We start from the raw sequence: 16,673 nt of genomic DNA, 5'->3' as shown, positions 1-16,673 counted from the left end.
TTCAGTCTTCCTTCAGAATCGAGCGGGTGCCGACGATGGACAGGCCAAACGCGTCCAGCCCAAGATACACCGTTTCAGGAGAGTCGGTTAGCAGCACCAGTTCCTGAATCCCCATCTTGGACAGGATCTGCGCCCCCAGACCGGTTTGCTTGATGGTGCGCGGGCCTTCATCTTCGACCGCATACAACGAGTTGCGCGGCTGGCGGAACAGGCAGACCACGCCGCGGCCCTCTTCGGCGATCTTTTCCATTGCGCGCGGCAACTCGCGCGATGATTTCGGACCAAGCCCCAGGATATCCGGCGCTTCGTGCAGGGCGTGCGTGCGCGTCAGAACGGGCTCGGGCGTGGTGATGTCACCTTTGATCATGACCACATGTTCAATGCCGTGGGTCTGATCGGTGAAAATCCGCATTTCCCACTCACCGCCGTATTCCGAGGTGACTGTTTGACGAGAAGTCTCGACAACCAGATTGTCATTGCGCGCCCGATAGCTGATCAGATCGCTGATCGTGCCGATTTTCATGTTGTGCTTTTTGGCGAACTCGACCAGATCCGGCAGGCGCGCCATGGTTCCGTCTTCATTCATGATCTCGCAGATCACGCCTGACGGGTTCAGCCCGGCAAGACGCGAGATATCCACGGCGGCCTCGGTATGGCCTGCGCGCACCAGCACCCCGCCCCGCTTTGCCCGCAACGGGAAGACATGGCCCGGGGTGGCGATATGCGCCATCGTGTTCTGTTCGTTGATCGCGGTCGCCACGGTCAGCGCCCGGTCGGCGGCTGAAATCCCGGTGCTGACACCTTCGCGCGCCTCAATCGAAACCGTAAAGGCCGTCTCGTGCCGGGATGAGTTGTTCACGGCCATCATCGGCAGGCCCAGCGCATCTATCCGTTCCGCCGTCATCGGCAAACAGATCAGGCCACGCCCGTGGGTGGCCATGAAGTTGATCGCCTCGGCATCCGCAAACTCGGCCGGGATCACCAGATCGCCTTCGTTCTCGCGATCTTCGTGATCGACCAGAATGTACATCCGGCCAGCGCGCGCCTCTTCGATGATTTCTTCGATCGGGCTGATCGCGTCACGCAACTGGGCCTCGACCGGTCCGGGGGTTTCAAAGCTCATGGGGCAGCCTTTCACATGGCAGGTTTGCTCGGCGGAATAGACCACTGAGGGCGCAAAGACCAGTCCACAAACGGCGCAGGTACTTTCCGACGCGACGTATCAGGACATCTCGGCCAGACGCGCGACGTACCGGGCCAACGTATCGATCTCAAGATTGACGCGATCGCCCACACCCACATCGCCCCAGGTCGTGACTTCCTTGGTGTGAGGGATGAAATTGATGCCAAACTCGCAATCATTCACGTCATTGACCGTCAGCGATGTCCCGTTCAGCGCAACCGACCCTTTGGGCGCTATGAACCGGGCCAGTTCCTTCGGTGCGCGCAAGGTGACACGTGTGCTGTCGCCTTCATCTTCGACCGCGACCACGTCGGCCACGTCATCCACATGACCCGAAACGATGTGACCGCCCAGTTCATCACCGACTTTCAGCGCTCGCTCCAGATTGACGCGTTTTCCGACGGCCCAGGTGTCAAGATTGGTCTTCGAAACCGTCTCGGCGCTGATCTGAACATCATACCAATCGTCGCCCAGCGCGATCACCGTCAGGCACACACCATCACTGGCAATCGAGGCTCCGATATCGATACCGGCCGTGTCATAGGCCGTCTTGATCCGGGCGCGCAGATCCCCCTGCTGTTCCAGCTCGGTGACGGTGCCGATGTCGGTGACGATCCCTGTGAACATTCCGTTAACCCTCAGTTCCTAACCTGTGCCTGCTATTCACCGTCGAGGTAAGCCCAATGGGCCGCGCGGGCAAGCCCCGCCTTGCCGTACAAGGCCCAAACGGGCATAGTTTCGGCAACAAATACTAAAAGAGCAGTCCAGATGCCGCAAATGCCTTCAGGCTCAGACAAACGGGTCTTCCTGTTTCTTCAGGGACCTCACGGGCCGTTTTTCTCAACACTCGGGCAGATGTTGCGCGCCACGGGGGCACAGGTCTGGCGGGTTGGGTTCAATGCGGGGGATCAGGCGTTCTGGTTCGACAAGGCAAGTTTCATCGCGTTCCGGAACAGGCCCGACGATTGGCCCGAGACATTGAACAGGTTGATTGCCGACAAGGGCGTCACGGATATCGTTCTTTATGGCGACACGAGACCGGTCCACGCCCGCGCAGTTGAGATTGCGAAGTCTCAAGGGCTGACAATTCACGTTTTCGAAGAAGGTTACCTGCGGCCTTGGTGGGTTACGTACGAGCGGAACGGGTCAAACGGGCACTCGCGCCTGATGTCACTGAATGTCGACCAGATGCGGCAGGCTCTGGCCCGGTCGGACAGCAAAACGCCCCCGCCACCATCGCATTGGGGGGATATGCGGCAACACATATTCTACGGCGCCCTCTATCATTGGTTCGTCATGTTCCTGAACAAGGGATACCGCAATTTCCGGCCTCATCGTGATCTGTCGGTTTCACAGGAATTCCGGTTGTATTTCGAACGCCTGATGCTGATGCCTGTTCATCGCCTGCAACGCAGCATTGCCACGGCGCGCGTCAGATGGGGGGGCTTCCCCTATCACCTCGTGTTGCTGCAACTGGGGCATGACAGTTCGGTTCAGGCCCATTCCGAATTCTCTTGCATGTCCGATTTTCTGGAACTGGTCATCGCAGGATTCGCGCAAGGCGCACCGGCGCATCACAGGCTGGTTGTAAAAGAGCACCCTTTGGAAAACCACCGTGAACCATTGCACCTTCGCGCCATGGAGATTGCCAGGAAACACGGGGTGCAGAACCGTGTTCACTATGTCCCCGGCGGAAAACTGGCAGGTTTGCTGGATGAGGCGAACTCGGCCGTCACCGTGAATTCCACTGCGGGGCAGCAGGTCTTGTGGCGGGGTATTCCGCTGCGTATTTTCGGACGTTCGGTTTATGACAAGACCGACTTCGTATCACAGCAGTCGATCGCCGCATTTTTTGCGGCACCAGACGCGCCGGATGTCGACGCCTATCGCTGTTACCGGCAATTCCTGCTGGAAACCAGCCAGATTCCGGGCGGGTTTTATTCCAGGCGCGGCAGGCGGCAGTTGCTGCGCCGCGCCGTGGACATGATGCTCAGCAGCAGTGACCCTTATCAGGCCCTTCTGAACAAGAACGAGGCACCGACGCCACAGTTGAAAATCGTCGAGTAATTCGGGCGCTCTGTGACTGGAAGTTGTGCTGCTTACCGGCTAATCTTCCCGCAACAACAAAAGACTGAGGATATCCGGCAGTGCAATTCTCTCCTAAGCGATGGATGCGGGGGGGCTCCCTTGTAGCCGCAATCGGCTTGATGGCGGCCTGCCAACTTCCGAAATCCGGGCCGAACAAGACCGAAATTCTGGCGGGTGCCGTCCAGAATGGCGGCAACGCGTTTGTCGTCGAAGTCGATGACCGCGTGACACGCCTTGCATCCGCCGTGCCTCAGTTTGGCTTTTCGCCCTCGTTCAGCAGCGCCCAGGCCTTGACCGCCGACACTGTCCGCCCCGGTGACGTGCTGGGCCTGACCATATGGGAAAACGTGGACGACGGGTTGCTGTCCGGCGAAACCGGTGCGGCGACCATTCTGGACGAAGTTCAGGTCGACAGCGACGGTTTCATTTTCGTCCCCTATGCGGGTCGGATTCGGGCCGCGGGCAACACACCCGAACAGCTTCGCGTTTTGATCACGAACAAGCTGCGGGAACAGACACCCGACCCACAGATCGAAGTGCGGCGTGTTGCGGGTGACGGTTCCACCGTCTCGCTGACGGGTACAGTCGCAACCCCCGGCATCTATCCGATCGAACGCCCAACCCGTTCCCTGCTTGGCATGCTGTCCAAGGCGGGCGGGGTCTCAGTAGCGTCGGATATCGCACTGGTGACATTGATCCGAGGGGATCAAAAGGGCACCGTCTGGTACGAAGATCTGTTCCGCAACCCGAAACTGGACGTCGCTTTGCGTGGCGGCGACCGCATTTTGGTGGAAGAAGACAGCAGATCATACATAGCTCTCGGCGCGACCGGGGGTCAGTCTCGTGTGGCCTTTGACAGTCAAGACCTTACTGCGTTGGAAGCTTTGGCTCAGGTCGGTGGTCTGCTAACACTGTCCTCTGATCCAACCGGCATTTTCATTCTGCGAAAAGAGCGCCAGGACATCGCGCGCAGCATCACCGGACGCGCCGACCTGAAGGGGGATCAACGCATGATCTACCTGCTGAACCTGACGGCCCCCAACGGCCTGTTCATCGCGCGGGATTTCGTGATCCGCGACGATGATACGATTTATGTGACCGAAGCACCCTATGCACAGTGGAGCAAATCGATCTCGCTGATCGCTGGTGGCCTGACCCCCATCGCAAACGTCGCCACGCTGACCGGCAACTGATGCATGGTACCCGATCCGGACAGCGCAGCCGGGGCCGAGCGCACCCGGCTGTTCGTCTACAACGGCGGGTTTCTTACGCAAAAACGCCTGAGACGGATTCTGACGCTTGCCGGATATGACATTCGTCTGGGTCTTCCCAAGGATGGCGATTGCGTGGGCATATGGGGCAACAGCCCGACCGCGTATCGGGGCCTGCGCATCGCCGAAAAACACCGTGCACCCGTTCTGCGGGTCGAGGATGCCTTTCTCAGGTCTCTGCACCTGGGGCGCGCCGGTGAACCGCCCTTGGGTCTTTTGCTGGACCGTTCAGGCCCGCATTTCGATGTGGCAGAACCTTCCGACCTTGAGAAGCTGCTGAACACTGATCCCTTGGACGACACCGCGCTGCTGAACCGCGCACGCGCGGCGATGGAGCGGGTCAGGGAATTGCACCTCAGCAAGTATTCCGCGTTTGACCCCGATCTTGCCGCACCTGACCCCGGTTATGTACTGGTCATCGATCAGACGGTTGGCGATGCCGCCGTCACGGCAAGCGGCGCCGATCGTGCCCGTTTTCTTGAAATGCTCGTGGTCGCGCAGGAGGAAAACCCAGGCGCGCGCATTCTGATCAAGACACATCCAGAAACGATGGCAGGTCATCGTCGGGGGCATTTCACCGATCAGGACCTGTCAGACCGGGTCACGTGGTTTGACAAACCGATCAGCCCCTGGCCCCTGCTTGAAGGCGCCGTTGCGGTTTATACCGTTTCCTCGCAACTGGGCTTTGAAGCTATTCTGGCCGGTCACAAACCGCGCGTTTTCGGTCAACCGTTCTATGCCGGCTGGGGCCTGACGCAGGATGAATTCCCAGTCCAGCGCCGTCAGCGCAACCTGACCCGCGCGCAACTGTTCGCGGCCGCGATGCTGCTTTACCCGACCTGGTACGACCCCTTTCGCGATCAGCTCTGCGAACTGGAAACGGTTCTGGACATTTTGGAGGCGCAGACCCGCGCATGGCGGCAGGATAGGCTCGGTTGGACGGCTGCCGGTATGCGTCTGTGGAAACGCAGGCACATGCAACAGATTTTCGGGCGGCATGGCACGTTGCGCTTTACGGCCACACAGCCTGATGCCTCAGATCGCCCCCACATGGTCTGGGCCAGTCGGGCGCGCGACAGCGAAGGGGCCGTTCGTGTGGAAGACGGCTTTTTGCGTTCCCGCGGACTTGGGGCGGCGCTTGTTCCGCCCCTATCCCTGGTAACCGACGAAATCGGTATCTACTATGACCCCACAAAGCCCAGCCAGTTGGAAAACCTGATCAGCGAGCGCGCAACATTGCGCCCGGATCAGGAATTGCGCGCTGAACGGCTTGTCGAGAGATTGCTGGCCGATGGTTTGAGCAAATACAACACGGGCCAATCCGCGCCGGTTGTGCCCCATGGGCACCGAATTCTGGTGCCCGGACAGGTTGAAGATGACGCCTCGATCCTGCTGGGCACCAACACGGTGCGCAGCAATCTGGACCTGCTGCAAACAGCGCGCGAAGCCAACCCCGATGCAATCCTGATCTACAAACCGCATCCTGATGTCGAAGCCGGGTTGCGGGATGGCCAGATAGACGCAGAGTCACTTGCGGACCTTGTCGTGACCCGGACTGACCCCGCCTCGCTGCTGACGCAGGTGGACGAGGTCTGGACAATGACATCGCTATTGGGGTTCGAGGCATTGTTGCGCGGGGTGAAGGTCACGACTCTGGGCGCGCCCTTCTATGCGGGATGGGGCCTGACCACCGATCTGGATACCGTCCCCGTCAGGCGAGGTGCACGGCCGTCGCTGATGGGCTTGGTGCACGCCACCTTGATTGACTATCCACGCTATTTCGATCCGATCACCAGACAACCCTGCCCTGTCGAAGTGGCCGTTGAACGCTTGGCGCTGGGGTATTCGGCACCGTCCGGTCCGTTCAACCGGTTTCTGTCAAAGCTTCAGGGCGCGTTCGCAACGCACGCTCATCTTTGGCGTTGACGTTATTCCGACGCTCTGCGCCAACGGTGCAATACATCCCCGCCGACCGCCTGCGTCTCGATCAATTCGAACCTGGGGGCGGCCTCCAGCGTTTCCAGACCTAGTGTCCCAACTGCGGCCAGGCCCTCGGCCCCGATGGTTAAGCCGGCAGTGAACCCGATCAGCTCATCCACCAAATCTTCGGCCAGCAGCGAGGCCGCAAGCGCGGCACCGCCTTCGCAGAAGACACTGGTCAAACCGGCCTGACCCAGTTGCTGAAGCAGATCCACCGCATCGATATGATGATCTTTCAACGCACAGGGGATCAGCTTTGCCCCCAATCCCTCCCACGCCTGTGCGCGTTCGGCATCCGGGTGATGCGCATGGCACAGCCAGACAGGTATCTTTGAGGCTGTGCGCGCCAGCTGGCCCATCAGAGGAATATCCATATGGCGGGACACCACGACGCGGACGGGTTGATGCTCAACGCCAAGATCCCGAACGGTCAGCGAGGGGTCGTCGGCGCGCGCCGTCCCTGCCCCGACCATAACCGCATCGTGACGTGCACGCACGGAATGGACCACACGACGTGCCTGCGGTCCGGTAATCCATTGACTGTGCCCTGTCGAAGTTGCGATGCGCCCGTCAAAACTGCTGGCCATCTTCAGCGTCACAAAAGGCCGACCTTGTTCAGTCTTGAGGAAAAAGCCTTCCAGATCCCGTTCTGCCTGTTCCGCAAGAACGCCAGTTACAACGTCAATCCCGGCCTCGCGCAACATGGCAAAACCCTGCCCGGCCACGCGCGGATCGCTGTCTTCGACAGCGGCCACAACGCGGGATACACCTGCCGCAATCAAGGCCTCGGCGCAGGGTGGCGTTTTGCCGTGATGGGCACAGGGTTCCAGAGTTACATAGGCGGTCGCACCACGCGCACCCTGCCCGGCCTGAGCCAAGGCTTCGGTTTCGGCATGAGGGCGGCCACCCGGCTGTGTCCAGCCCCGCCCAATGATCCGGTCATCACGAACGATGACACACCCCACAGCGGGGTTCGGCCAGCACGTCCCCTGACCGCGCCGCCCCAAAGACAGGGCAAGCGCCATGAATCGCTTATCTGTTTCGTTCACTCGTCAGTCGAAGGCTGCGGCGGGCGCAGTTCGTGGACGAACTCCTCGAAATCATCGGCCGCCTGGAAATTCTTGTACACACTCGCAAAGCGAACATAGGCGACAGTGTCGATCCGCGCCAGAGCTTCCATAACGATCTCACCGATCTTGTTGGACGGGATATCCGTGTCGCCCATGCTTTCCAGACGGCGCACGATGCCCGAAATCATCTGATCGATCCGTTCGGGATCAACGGGGCGTTTCTGCATCGAGATACGGATCGAACGCTCCAGCTTGTCGCGATCGAAATCTTCGCGTTTTCCATTGGTTTTTATGACAACCAGATCACGCAGTTGCACACGTTCGTAGGTCGTGAACCGTCCGCCACAGGCCGGACAGAACCGGCGTCGGCGGATTGCCACGTGGTCCTCTGCCGGGCGTGAATCTTTCACCTGAGTGTCGATATTTCCGCAAAACGGGCAGCGCATCCGCCGTCTCCTCGTCCCATGTTCGGCCTCTTTTTGTAAGCGCTGCGGCTTACTTATCCACAACTATAGGGCAGCCGCTAGGGTTTGGGTAGTCGGAAATTCAAACCGCTAAATAGTGGGTCAGGCCAGATACGCCGCAACCTTCCTTTGATGCGGCGCGGTGCGGTGTTCAAACAGGTAAATCCCTTGCCATGTTCCCAGAACAGGCCGCCCCTGCGACACCGGGATCGTCAGCGAAACCGGCAAGAGCGCGGCCTTGATATGCGCAGGCATATCGTCCGGGCCTTCATAGGTGTGCCGCAGATAGGACATGGCAGGGTTGTCTGACGGTGGAACCAGCCGTTCGAAGAACGCCTGAAGATCTGTTTGAACTTCGGGGTCCGCGTTTTCCTGAATCAGCAATGAGCAGGAAGTGTGGCGAACGAACAGGGTCAAGACCCCATCTTTCGCCACCCGTTCAAGCCATTGCAGAACGTCGGACGTGAATTCGTACAGCCCCGGTCCACGGGTGTGCAAAACGAACTCGGTCTGCATCGTGTCTATCCTGCGCGTTTGTCAGTCGTTGAAGAACGGTCGATAATTACAACGTGCATTCGCACCTTGTACAGATTCACTGTTGCCAGGCTGAAACCCGAACGAGACAAAGCTGCTGGGTTGCACATCAACCGTTTGAGGTTGCTTGATCGAAAACTGAACCGCTGTTCTGCGACCGGTTGTGACACTGGGCCCGTACCCCCGCAGCACGTAAATCCGGTCCGTCCAACCCAATCCCAAGGTTCGGCGCGCATAATCTGCGGCCGCGCACCAATAGCCTTCGGTACGCATGTCGCCGCGGGGGATGACCTCAAAATCAGTGGCGTTTATGGGTTCCGTTCGAAATCCGTTCCGCGCAGCATCTGCTGTCAATGGAACACTGAAGGCCAAGGCTGCCAGCGCGGCGAAAGTGTATGACTGTTTCATGGTAATTTCTTCCCTGATTGCTTGTTCCAAATAGTGACCTCTGAATAGGTTAGTCGAACTTCACCGCGTTCACAGGGTACCTCACGATCAATTCAGCCCGCCAGGTACATAGCGTGATCCGGTGTGAGTCAGCCTTGACAGCGGATCAGCAGGCCCAAGCCCGGTGTCGCAGACCAACGCGTCACCTGCGGGAAAAAGAGCGTGCCGGGGAGCCCTGAGCAGAGATTGGTGATTTCTCCGAGGCTCTGACCTCATCCCCATAAAGGTCCCGACCCGGCAACAAAGCTGATTTGGACAGCAGCGCGCTGCACTTCATGCGCGTTCCGGTCAAAACCTTTCGAGAACTTGCCAACAAGCAATACTCAAGTGCAAAGTTCTTCCTACCAAAAGCCAAAGTCAAAAGAGGGATTTCCCTGATAAGGTATTTGAGAACGCAAGGTGTTTTACCACGATGGATGTAGATATCGACCGACTGCATTTTTTGATCCAGGCACTGGACCGCCACGCCGGCAACAGCGAACTATCCCAGCGGGTTTTGAAACAGGCCGGGCTGCGTCAGCAGGATATTGCGCCTCCTGCCACAGTCTACAGCGCACATAAAGAGGCCCTGTTCATCCGGCACGCCTGTGACGCCGTTGGTGACATCACATTTGCGGCGCGCACCGGGCTCGAGGTCACGTCGGCCTCGACCGTGACAGGGTATATCAGCAAATACTCCCGCGACTTGAGGCAGGTGATGGAAAACCTGTCCCGTTTTCACGGCATCATCGATCCGGCCATCGGGCTCAGCTTCCGTGTTGCCGGTAACTTCGCGGCCCTTGAGGCCGATTGGAAAGACGCCAGCTTTGCCCGCTATCATCGGCGCACGGAATTCCTGTTGTTCGCTGCGCTGGCCAGGATGAGAAACCTCACGCAGGTGAAGTTGCACCCGATCGAGATGCGCTTTCAGCACAAAGTTGGAAGCCACGCCAAAACCTACGAAAAGCTGGCGGGCTGCCCGGTGGTTTTCAGCGCTGAAAAGATTGAGATCATTCTGCCGCTATCTGCGCTGGAATTGAAGGTGCCGACCTATGATCCCAAGCTGCGGGAGCATTTGCTGGAATACGGTGAACGTCTGCTGGCCGAAAAAACACCCCCCAAGCACCAGACCCGCGCCCGTGTCGAAGGTCTGATCACCCGATCCCTGCCCGGCGCAATCCTGCAAGCCGAAGATGCGGCGGCTGACCTGGGGATGAGCCTCAGAACCTTCAGTCGACGCCTCAAGGATGAAGGCACAAGCTATCGCGATATTGTGGACGATCTAAGATGTGATCTGGCCCAGACATTCATCACAAATGGCATGACTCTGTCTGAAATCTCATACGCGCTGGGCTATGCCGATCAGGCTGCTTTTTCGACCGCCTTCAAACGGTGGACAGGTCAACCGCCCAGCGCCTTCAAGACCCGAGTGGAACATCCCATTCGGACAGCTGGCCGAGGGTCATCAGCCTGAAAAACCTCGCCCCGGCCTGTCCCATGAGTGGACAAGACCGATATAGAAAGGAACACCGCCCCGGCCTTGTGCATTCGCGCCAACGTGATGCGAGAACCAGCCAATGTGAACGAAAAAAGGCGCCTCTGACGGGGCGCCTTTGTTCTGATAGATCTTTGTTCTTATTGATCCAGGAAAGACCGGAGTTTTCGTGAACGGCTGGGATGCTTCAGCTTCCGCAGCGCCTTGGCCTCGATCTGACGGATCCGTTCGCGGGTCACGCTGAACTGTTGGCCGACTTCTTCCAGCGTATGATCGGTGTTCATGCCGATGCCAAAACGCATCCGCAGAACCCGTTCTTCGCGCGGGGTGAGCGAGGCCAGCACGCGCGTAGTGGTTTCCTTGAGGTTTTCCTGAATGGCGCTGTCCAGGGGCAGCACGGCATTCTTGTCCTCGATGAAATCGCCCAGCTGGCTGTCTTCCTCGTCGCCAATCGGCGTCTCCAGAGAAATCGGCTCTTTGGCGATCTTCATCACCTTGCGCACTTTCTCGAGCGGCATCTGCAACTTTTCGGCCAGTTCTTCCGGCGTCGGCTCGCGGCCGATTTCATGCAGCATCTGACGGCCCGTGCGCACCAGCTTGTTGATCGTTTCGATCATGTGAACCGGAATACGGATCGTGCGGGCCTGATCCGCGATCGAGCGGGTGATCGCCTGGCGGATCCACCAGGTCGCATAGGTCGAGAACTTATAGCCACGACGGTATTCGAACTTGTCCACCGCCTTCATCAGGCCGATGTTGCCTTCCTGAATAAGATCAAGGAATTGCAGGCCGCGGTTGGTGTACTTTTTGGCGATCGAGATCACCAGGCGCAGGTTGGCTTCGACCATTTCCTTCTTGGCCTGCCGCGCCTCTTTCTCGCCCTTCTGAACCTGCTGCACGATGCGGCGGAATTCCGAGATATCCAGACCGACATACTGGCCGACCTGAGCCATGTCGTTGCGCAGTTCCTCGACCTTCGCGGTCGAGCGTTCGATGAACATCTGCCATCCCCGGCCCGGCTTTTCGGCCATCTCGGCCAGCCAGTTCGGATCCAGCTCACGTCCCCGATACGCTTCGATGAACTCACGGCGGTTGATGCGTGCCTGATCGGCCAGCTTGACCATCGCGCTGTCCAGAGACATGACGCGACGGTTGATGCCATAAAGCTGGTCGATCAGCGCCTCGATCCGGTTGTTGTGCAGGTGAAGGCCATTCACCAGTTCGACGATCTCAGCCCGCAGTTTCTGATAGGTTTCTTCGTCCTTTTCACTGAACGTACCGTCTTCGTTCAGCGTGGCCGAAATCCGGCTGTCCTGCATTTCAGACAGCATCGAGAAGTCGGTCGAGATACGCTCCAACGTGGTCAGGACCTGATCCTTCAGCGCCGCTTCCATCGCGGCCAGCGACATGTTGGCCTGATCGTCGTCATCGTCATCGTCATCGTTGTTCAGCGGGTTGCCATCCGCATCCAGCTCGGGGCCGGTATCCTTGGCTGGCTTGTTCGCCTGCACGGCCGAGGTATCGACGACCGGCTCTTCAACGTCACCGTCTTCGTCCAACTGGTTGCCGAACGTGGTTTCCAGATCAATGACATCCCGCAAAAGAATGTCTTCGGACAACAATTCGTCATGCCAGATGGTGATCGCCTGAAAGGTCAGCGGGCTTTCACACAGGCCCGCAATCATCGTGTTGCGACCGGCTTCGATCCGCTTGGCAATCGCGATCTCACCCTCGCGGCTCAGCAGTTCGACCGACCCCATCTCACGCAGATACATGCGCACAGGGTCGTCGGTGCGATCCAGCTTTTCCGTGCCGGAACCGGCCAGTGCAACCTCACGGTTGCTTTCCGCAGTAACCAGTTCGGTCGAGCCTTTGTTCTCTTCTTCTTCGGCCTCTTCATCTTCGATGATGTTGATGCCCATCTCGGACAGCATCGACATTACGTCTTCGATCTGTTCCGAACTGACCTGGTCAGGCGGCAACACCTGATTGAGCTGGTCGTAGGTGATGTAACCTTTCTCGCGAGCCTCGGCGATCATCTTCTTGACGTTCGCCTGGCTCATGTCCAGCGAGATTTCCTGTTCCTGCTCGTCGGATTTGCGGTCTTCGTTCGTATCCTTGGCGGCCATTCAATGCTCCTGCAGGGATGGGTGATTCGTCTCAGCCGAATCATTAGCGCGTATAAGTGATTCGGCCACCCGTTTACCCGTTTTTCTTTTCCAGTGCCTTACGAAAACACCACTTATCGGCGTTTCCGCTCGAATTTGATACCTGACATGATCGCCGCAAACGCGTCTTTCTCGTCACGATTGATTCGCGCCCCATTGTCAGCAATGTCGAAAACGGCCCTATCCTCGTTTTGGCTTCGACTCGTGCGGTTGCGCTCTTCGGCGGCTTGCGCCAGCCGGTATGTCAGCGCCTCATCGGGCAGATCGGACAGTTCTTCCGCCGCTTCGGCAATCTCGGCATCCAACCCCCGGAGCGCTTTGATCTTTGCGAGTTCCTCGGCCAGTGTCATCTCGGCCTTTTCAACGTCGCCTGGCTTGGACACACAGGGGATGACTGCCACATGGCGAAGGGTCAGCAGGTTTTCAAGGGCGTCAGGCCCCATTGATGCGATAATGTGGTCTTTCAGGTTGTCCGGATCATCAATTGCGTGACGCAGAACAGCATCGCGCAACGCCGCGTAGTCAGGATTGTGGCATTCCATTTCTTCCAACTGTTGCTCAAATTGGACAACAACCTTGGGATTCAGAATCGAGATCGCCAGAATAGCGGCTTCACGCAGCTGGATATCCGCGTTTTCCGATGAGGCCAGAAACGAACTGCGCGCGCCCGGCGTCGCGGTCTGTTGCGGCTGCCATTTTCCCCGCGGTTGCCAGGGACGGTTTTGAGGTTGTCGTCGCGGGCGGAACAGTTGCCAGCGCAGGTCTTTGATTTCCTGACCGTAATGCAAGCGGATCGAGGGATCTCGGATCAGCTTGATCTTGTCCCGCAGTGCCTTGTCCAGTGCTGCCTTGCGTTCCGGGCTGTCGAATACCTTTCCTTCGGTCTCGCGCTGCCACAACAGTTTGACCATCGGTATGGCCCCTTCCAGAACGGCCTGAACGGCGCCCGGGCCTTCGGTGCGCAACAGATCGTCCGGGTCCTTGCCTTCGGGCATCAAGGCAAAACGCAGGGATTTTCCGGCCTCCAGCAGCGGCAGTGCCAGATCAACCGCCCGCATGGCCGCCCGCAGACCCGCGGCATCCCCGTCCAGTGCAATCATCGGTTCATCCGCGATCCGCCAGAGCAGCTGCAACTGATGTTCAGTAATGGCCGTTCCCAAAGGCGCAACCGACGCGCCAAACCCCGCCTCGGCCAGCGCGATCACGTCCATATACCCTTCGGCCACGATCAGCGGCTGCCCTTTGCCCGCCGCCTGCCGCGCCGGACCTTGATTGTAAAGGCTGCGCCCCTTGTCGAACAACTCAGTCTCGGGCGAGTTCAGGTATTTCGCGTTGTCATTCGGATCCATCGCGCGGCCACCGAATGCAATGCAGCGCCCACGCGGATCACGGATCGGGAACATGATCCGGTTGCGGAAGGTGTCATAGGGTTTTTTGCCTTTGTTTGAAGGCTTGGCCAACCCGGCGCCAAGAATCAGCTCATCTGAGATGCTCTTGCCGCGCAGGTGATCCCAAAGCGCCTGCCAACTGTCCGGCGCAAACCCGATCTCCCACCGATCCAGCGCGCTGTGATCCAAACCCCGGCGCGACAGGTAATCCCGTGCCTCTGCCCCCGCCGCTGTTTTCAGCTGCAAGCGGAAAAACTGCACCGCCTGCTCCATCACATCGGCAAGCTGACTGCGGCGATCCTGCTTTTCCTGCGCTTTCGGATCCCGCGCAGGCATCGGCATGCCAGCCTCGCGGGCGAGGATTTCCACCGCTTCGATAAACGAAACATTTTCCGTTTCTTTCACAAAGCTGATCGCGTCGCCCTTGGCGTGACAGCCGAAGCAGTAATAAAACCCCTTCTGATCATCGACATGGAATGAGGCCGTCTTTTCGTGATGAAACGGGCAAGGCGCCCACATGTCACCTTTGCCTTGATTGGATTTGCGCTGATCCCACATCACCTTGCGCCCGACGACCTGAGACAGGCTCAGGCGGGTGCGCAGTTCATCCAGAAATCCGGGGGGCAGTGACATGGGTCAAACCTGACAGAAACAGGAACGCGCGCCAAGGGGATGGCGCGCGTTTGTCCACAGGGAAATGTCCGGGCTGTGGATTATTGCTGCAAACACAGCTCAAGCCAAGCGGCGCCCAGATCCTTTTTGCGCACGTCGCGCATCTTTTGTTCATAGACCCACGGTGTGATCAGCGGAATCGCGGCGTTGTAGTTCTCGGGCCATGTCGGGCCACTATCAGCCACGGCTTGCGCCACATCGCGTTCTTTCACGCGGTCCAGCCGCGCCTTCTGGATCGCTGCCACCACATCCGCCTGATACTTGCAGCTTTGTTCCTTAGTTTCCTGAGCGGCCAAAGGGGTGGCCAGCAGAGCCGCGACAATGGCTATACGCAACATGGAGGTCTCCGGGATTCGTTTCTCTGAGTATCTACTATCCGTCAAACTAACGGGCTGCCATCGACATTCAAGCCGCGGCGCGTACCGGCGGGGCGAAATGATCACCCCGCCCGCCTGCTTCAGAGCCCCTTGGCACGATAGCTTTTGGCCACGCGGTCGATCGCCACGATATAGGCCGCAGTACGCAGGTCTTCGACATCGTCGCGGCTGTGCCACACTTCACGCATCGACTGGTAGGCGATCCGCATCGTATCGTCGAGGCCCGAGCGCACCAGTTCAAGCTCATCGGCACCCTTGAGGTATTTTGCCTTGAAGTCCGGCGACATCGACCATGCGTCACCCAGATAACGGTCCAGCCGCTCCAGCTCGCTGACGATCAGTTCATGTCGCGCCTCTTCCTGCCGACGCTGCATCCGGCCGAAACGAATGTGGCTGAGGTTCTTGACCCATTCAAAATAAGACACCGTCACACCACCCGCGTTGGCATACATATCCGGGATGATAACGGTGCCTTTCTTGCGAAGAATCTCATCCGCGCCAGCGGTGACCGGGCCGTTTGCTGCTTCGATGATCAAAGGTGCCTTTATCCGCTCGGCGTTGGAAAGGTTGATGACACCCTCCAAGGCCGCCGGAATCAGAATGTCACACTCAGCCTCCAGAACGCTTGTGCCTTCCGCTGAATGAGTCGCGTCCGGATAATCCTTGACGCCGCCATGCTTGACGATCCACTGGCGGACGGCTTCGACGTCGATACCATCCGGGTTATAGAGCGCTCCGTCCCATTCAATGATACCTACAACGCGTGAACCGTCCTCCTCGCTCAGAAACTTCGCAGCGTGATAGCCCACATTGCCGAGCCCCTGCACCACAACACGCTTGCCGTCCAGCTTGCCCGACAGGCCTGCCGCCCTGACATCTTCGGGGTGACGGAAAAATTCGCGCAGAGCGTACTGAATGCCACGTCCGGTGGCTTCAACCCGCCCAGCGATACCACCTGCGTTCAATGGCTTGCCGGTCACACAGGCCCGTGCATTGATGTCGGTGGTGTTCATCCGGGCGTATTGGTCGGCCATCCAGGCCATCTCGCGTTCGCCCGTTCCCATGTCGGGCGCCGGAACGTTTTGCGACGGGTTGATCAGATCCCGCTTTGCAAGTTCATAGGCAAAGCGTCGCGTGATTTGCTCCAACTCGTGTTCTTCATATTTCCTGGGATCAATGCAAAGCCCGCCTTTCGATCCGCCAAAAGGCGTTTCGACAAGAGCGCATTTGTACGTCATCAACGCAGCCAGCGCTTCGACCTCATCCTGGTTCACCGCAGTGGCATAACGAATGCCGCCTTTGACCGGCTCCATATGTTCGGAATGGACAGACCTGTACCCGGTGAACGTATGGATCTCACCACGCAGACGCACACCAAACCGAACTGTATAGGTCGCGTTGCAAACCCGGATTTTCTGCTCCAGCCCCGGCGGCAGTTCCATCAGGGCGGCCGCCCTGTTGAACATCAGGTCAACACTCTCGCGAAAGCTTGGTTCTTGGATGCCGGTCATAAAATCCTCCGTACCGCTGGATGACGAAACGTCATGACGTTTTGTC

General features: G+C 58.6%; 14 protein-coding genes. 4 read left to right on the top strand and 10 right to left on the bottom strand.

Annotated features, from left to right (window positions below):
• Position 1 precedes the first annotated feature (1 nt).
• Entirely contained in the window at positions 2–1,123 is a 1,122-nt protein-coding gene (gene ribB / locus GOW60_RS05130) for a 3,4-dihydroxy-2-butanone-4-phosphate synthase (RefSeq protein ID WP_171119533.1), read from the bottom strand.
• A 99-nt stretch (positions 1,124–1,222) separates the two neighbouring features.
• The gene (locus GOW60_RS05125) at positions 1,223–1,810 is read right to left on the bottom strand and encodes a riboflavin synthase (RefSeq protein ID WP_171228475.1); all 588 of its coding nucleotides are present in this window, start codon (positions 1,808–1,810) and stop codon (positions 1,223–1,225) included.
• A 150-nt stretch (positions 1,811–1,960) separates the two neighbouring features.
• Here GOW60_RS05125 and GOW60_RS05120 point away from each other — a divergent pair, with 150 nt between their 5' ends.
• The 3 genes from GOW60_RS05120 (at position 1,961) to GOW60_RS05110 (ending at position 6,468) form a co-directional block, all read left to right on the top strand.
• Positions 1,961–3,250, top strand: a complete 1,290-nt coding sequence (locus tag GOW60_RS05120; RefSeq protein ID WP_371813328.1) for a capsule biosynthesis protein — start codon at positions 1,961–1,963, stop codon at positions 3,248–3,250.
• Positions 3,251–3,390: 140 nt separating this feature from the next.
• Entirely contained in the window at positions 3,391–4,464 is a 1,074-nt protein-coding gene (locus tag GOW60_RS05115) for a polysaccharide biosynthesis/export family protein (RefSeq protein ID WP_254443847.1), read from the top strand.
• 3 nt (positions 4,465–4,467) lie between these two features.
• Complete coding sequence (locus GOW60_RS05110; protein ID WP_171228472.1) at positions 4,468–6,468, top strand: capsular polysaccharide biosynthesis protein; 2,001 nt, start codon at positions 4,468–4,470, stop codon at positions 6,466–6,468.
• Positions 6,469–6,470: 2 nt separating this feature from the next.
• Here GOW60_RS05110 and ribD read toward each other — a convergent pair whose 3' ends face one another.
• The 4 genes from ribD to GOW60_RS05090 all read right to left on the bottom strand — a co-directional run bounded on the left by ribD (position 6,471) and on the right by GOW60_RS05090 (position 8,998).
• On the bottom strand, positions 6,471–7,571 hold the full coding sequence (ribD, locus tag GOW60_RS05105) for a bifunctional diaminohydroxyphosphoribosylaminopyrimidine deaminase/5-amino-6-(5-phosphoribosylamino)uracil reductase RibD (RefSeq protein ID WP_171228471.1): 1,101 nt from the start codon (positions 7,569–7,571) through the stop codon (positions 6,471–6,473).
• Positions 7,568–8,038, bottom strand: coding sequence for a transcriptional regulator NrdR (gene nrdR, locus GOW60_RS05100; RefSeq protein ID WP_117869416.1), 471 nt, complete (start codon positions 8,036–8,038; stop codon positions 7,568–7,570). The genes ribD and nrdR overlap by 4 nt, the downstream gene beginning before the upstream one ends.
• 120 nt (positions 8,039–8,158) lie before the next feature.
• Positions 8,159–8,572 carry a secondary thiamine-phosphate synthase enzyme YjbQ gene (locus GOW60_RS05095; RefSeq protein WP_171228470.1) on the bottom strand — a complete coding sequence of 138 codons (414 nt, stop codon included), beginning with the start codon at positions 8,570–8,572 and terminating at the stop codon, positions 8,159–8,161.
• A gap of 21 nt (positions 8,573–8,593) precedes the next feature.
• On the bottom strand, positions 8,594–8,998 hold the full coding sequence (locus GOW60_RS05090; protein ID WP_152457548.1) for a hypothetical protein: 405 nt from the start codon (positions 8,996–8,998) through the stop codon (positions 8,594–8,596).
• 451 nt (positions 8,999–9,449) lie between these two features.
• On the opposite strand from GOW60_RS05090, the gene GOW60_RS05085 reads away from it, so the two are divergent.
• A complete protein-coding gene (locus GOW60_RS05085) occupies positions 9,450–10,490 on the top strand; it encodes an AraC family transcriptional regulator (RefSeq protein ID WP_171228469.1) in 1,041 nt (346 codons plus the stop codon).
• A gap of 161 nt (positions 10,491–10,651) precedes the next feature.
• Here the strand turns inward: GOW60_RS05085 and rpoD are convergent, their stop codons facing one another.
• From rpoD to GOW60_RS05065, 4 genes are all read right to left on the bottom strand, one after another.
• Positions 10,652–12,640: an RNA polymerase sigma factor RpoD gene (rpoD, locus tag GOW60_RS05080; protein WP_171228468.1), complete on the bottom strand. Its 1,989-nt coding sequence runs from the start codon at positions 12,638–12,640 to the stop codon at positions 10,652–10,654.
• A 113-nt stretch (positions 12,641–12,753) separates the two neighbouring features.
• On the bottom strand, positions 12,754–14,700 hold the full coding sequence (gene dnaG / locus GOW60_RS05075; RefSeq protein WP_171228467.1) for a DNA primase: 1,947 nt from the start codon (positions 14,698–14,700) through the stop codon (positions 12,754–12,756).
• Between the two features lie 80 nt (positions 14,701–14,780).
• A complete protein-coding gene (locus GOW60_RS05070; RefSeq protein WP_152457544.1) occupies positions 14,781–15,077 on the bottom strand; it encodes a hypothetical protein in 297 nt (98 codons plus the stop codon).
• Between the two features lie 119 nt (positions 15,078–15,196).
• On the bottom strand, positions 15,197–16,627 hold the full coding sequence (locus tag GOW60_RS05065) for a Glu/Leu/Phe/Val dehydrogenase (protein ID WP_152457543.1): 1,431 nt from the start codon (positions 16,625–16,627) through the stop codon (positions 15,197–15,199).
• Positions 16,628–16,673: the final 46 nt, after the last annotated feature.

The sequence above is a fragment of the Ruegeria sp. HKCCA4008 genome (assembly GCF_013033125.1).
GTDB lineage: Bacteria > Pseudomonadota > Alphaproteobacteria > Rhodobacterales > Rhodobacteraceae > Ruegeria.
Note: the sequence above shows the minus strand (reverse complement) of the source record. Positions and strands in the feature narration are given on the sequence as shown.

What these genes read in the sequence shown, in the direction of transcription:
- ribB (WP_171119533.1), bottom strand. Translation starts at nt 1,123, where the DNA reads ATGAGCTTTGAAACCCCCGGACCGGTCGAGGCCCAGTTGCGTGACGCG.
- GOW60_RS05125 (WP_171228475.1), bottom strand. Translation starts at nt 1,810, where the DNA reads ATGTTCACAGGGATCGTCACCGACATCGGCACCGTCACCGAGCTGGAA.
- GOW60_RS05120 (WP_371813328.1), top strand. Translation starts at nt 1,961, where the DNA reads ATGCCTTCAGGCTCAGACAAACGGGTCTTCCTGTTTCTTCAGGGACCT.
- GOW60_RS05115 (WP_254443847.1), top strand. Translation starts at nt 3,391, where the DNA reads ATGGCGGCCTGCCAACTTCCGAAATCCGGGCCGAACAAGACCGAAATT.
- GOW60_RS05110 (WP_171228472.1), top strand. Translation starts at nt 4,468, where the DNA reads ATGGTACCCGATCCGGACAGCGCAGCCGGGGCCGAGCGCACCCGGCTG.
- nrdR (WP_117869416.1), bottom strand. Translation starts at nt 8,038, where the DNA reads ATGCGCTGCCCGTTTTGCGGAAATATCGACACTCAGGTGAAAGATTCA.
- GOW60_RS05095 (WP_171228470.1), bottom strand. Translation starts at nt 8,572, where the DNA reads ATGCAGACCGAGTTCGTTTTGCACACCCGTGGACCGGGGCTGTACGAA.
- GOW60_RS05090 (WP_152457548.1), bottom strand. Translation starts at nt 8,998, where the DNA reads ATGAAACAGTCATACACTTTCGCCGCGCTGGCAGCCTTGGCCTTCAGT.
- GOW60_RS05085 (WP_171228469.1), top strand. Translation starts at nt 9,450, where the DNA reads ATGGATGTAGATATCGACCGACTGCATTTTTTGATCCAGGCACTGGAC.
- rpoD (WP_171228468.1), bottom strand. Translation starts at nt 12,640, where the DNA reads ATGGCCGCCAAGGATACGAACGAAGACCGCAAATCCGACGAGCAGGAA.
- dnaG (WP_171228467.1), bottom strand. Translation starts at nt 14,700, where the DNA reads ATGTCACTGCCCCCCGGATTTCTGGATGAACTGCGCACCCGCCTGAGC.
- GOW60_RS05070 (WP_152457544.1), bottom strand. Translation starts at nt 15,077, where the DNA reads ATGTTGCGTATAGCCATTGTCGCGGCTCTGCTGGCCACCCCTTTGGCC.
- GOW60_RS05065 (WP_152457543.1), bottom strand. Translation starts at nt 16,627, where the DNA reads ATGACCGGCATCCAAGAACCAAGCTTTCGCGAGAGTGTTGACCTGATG.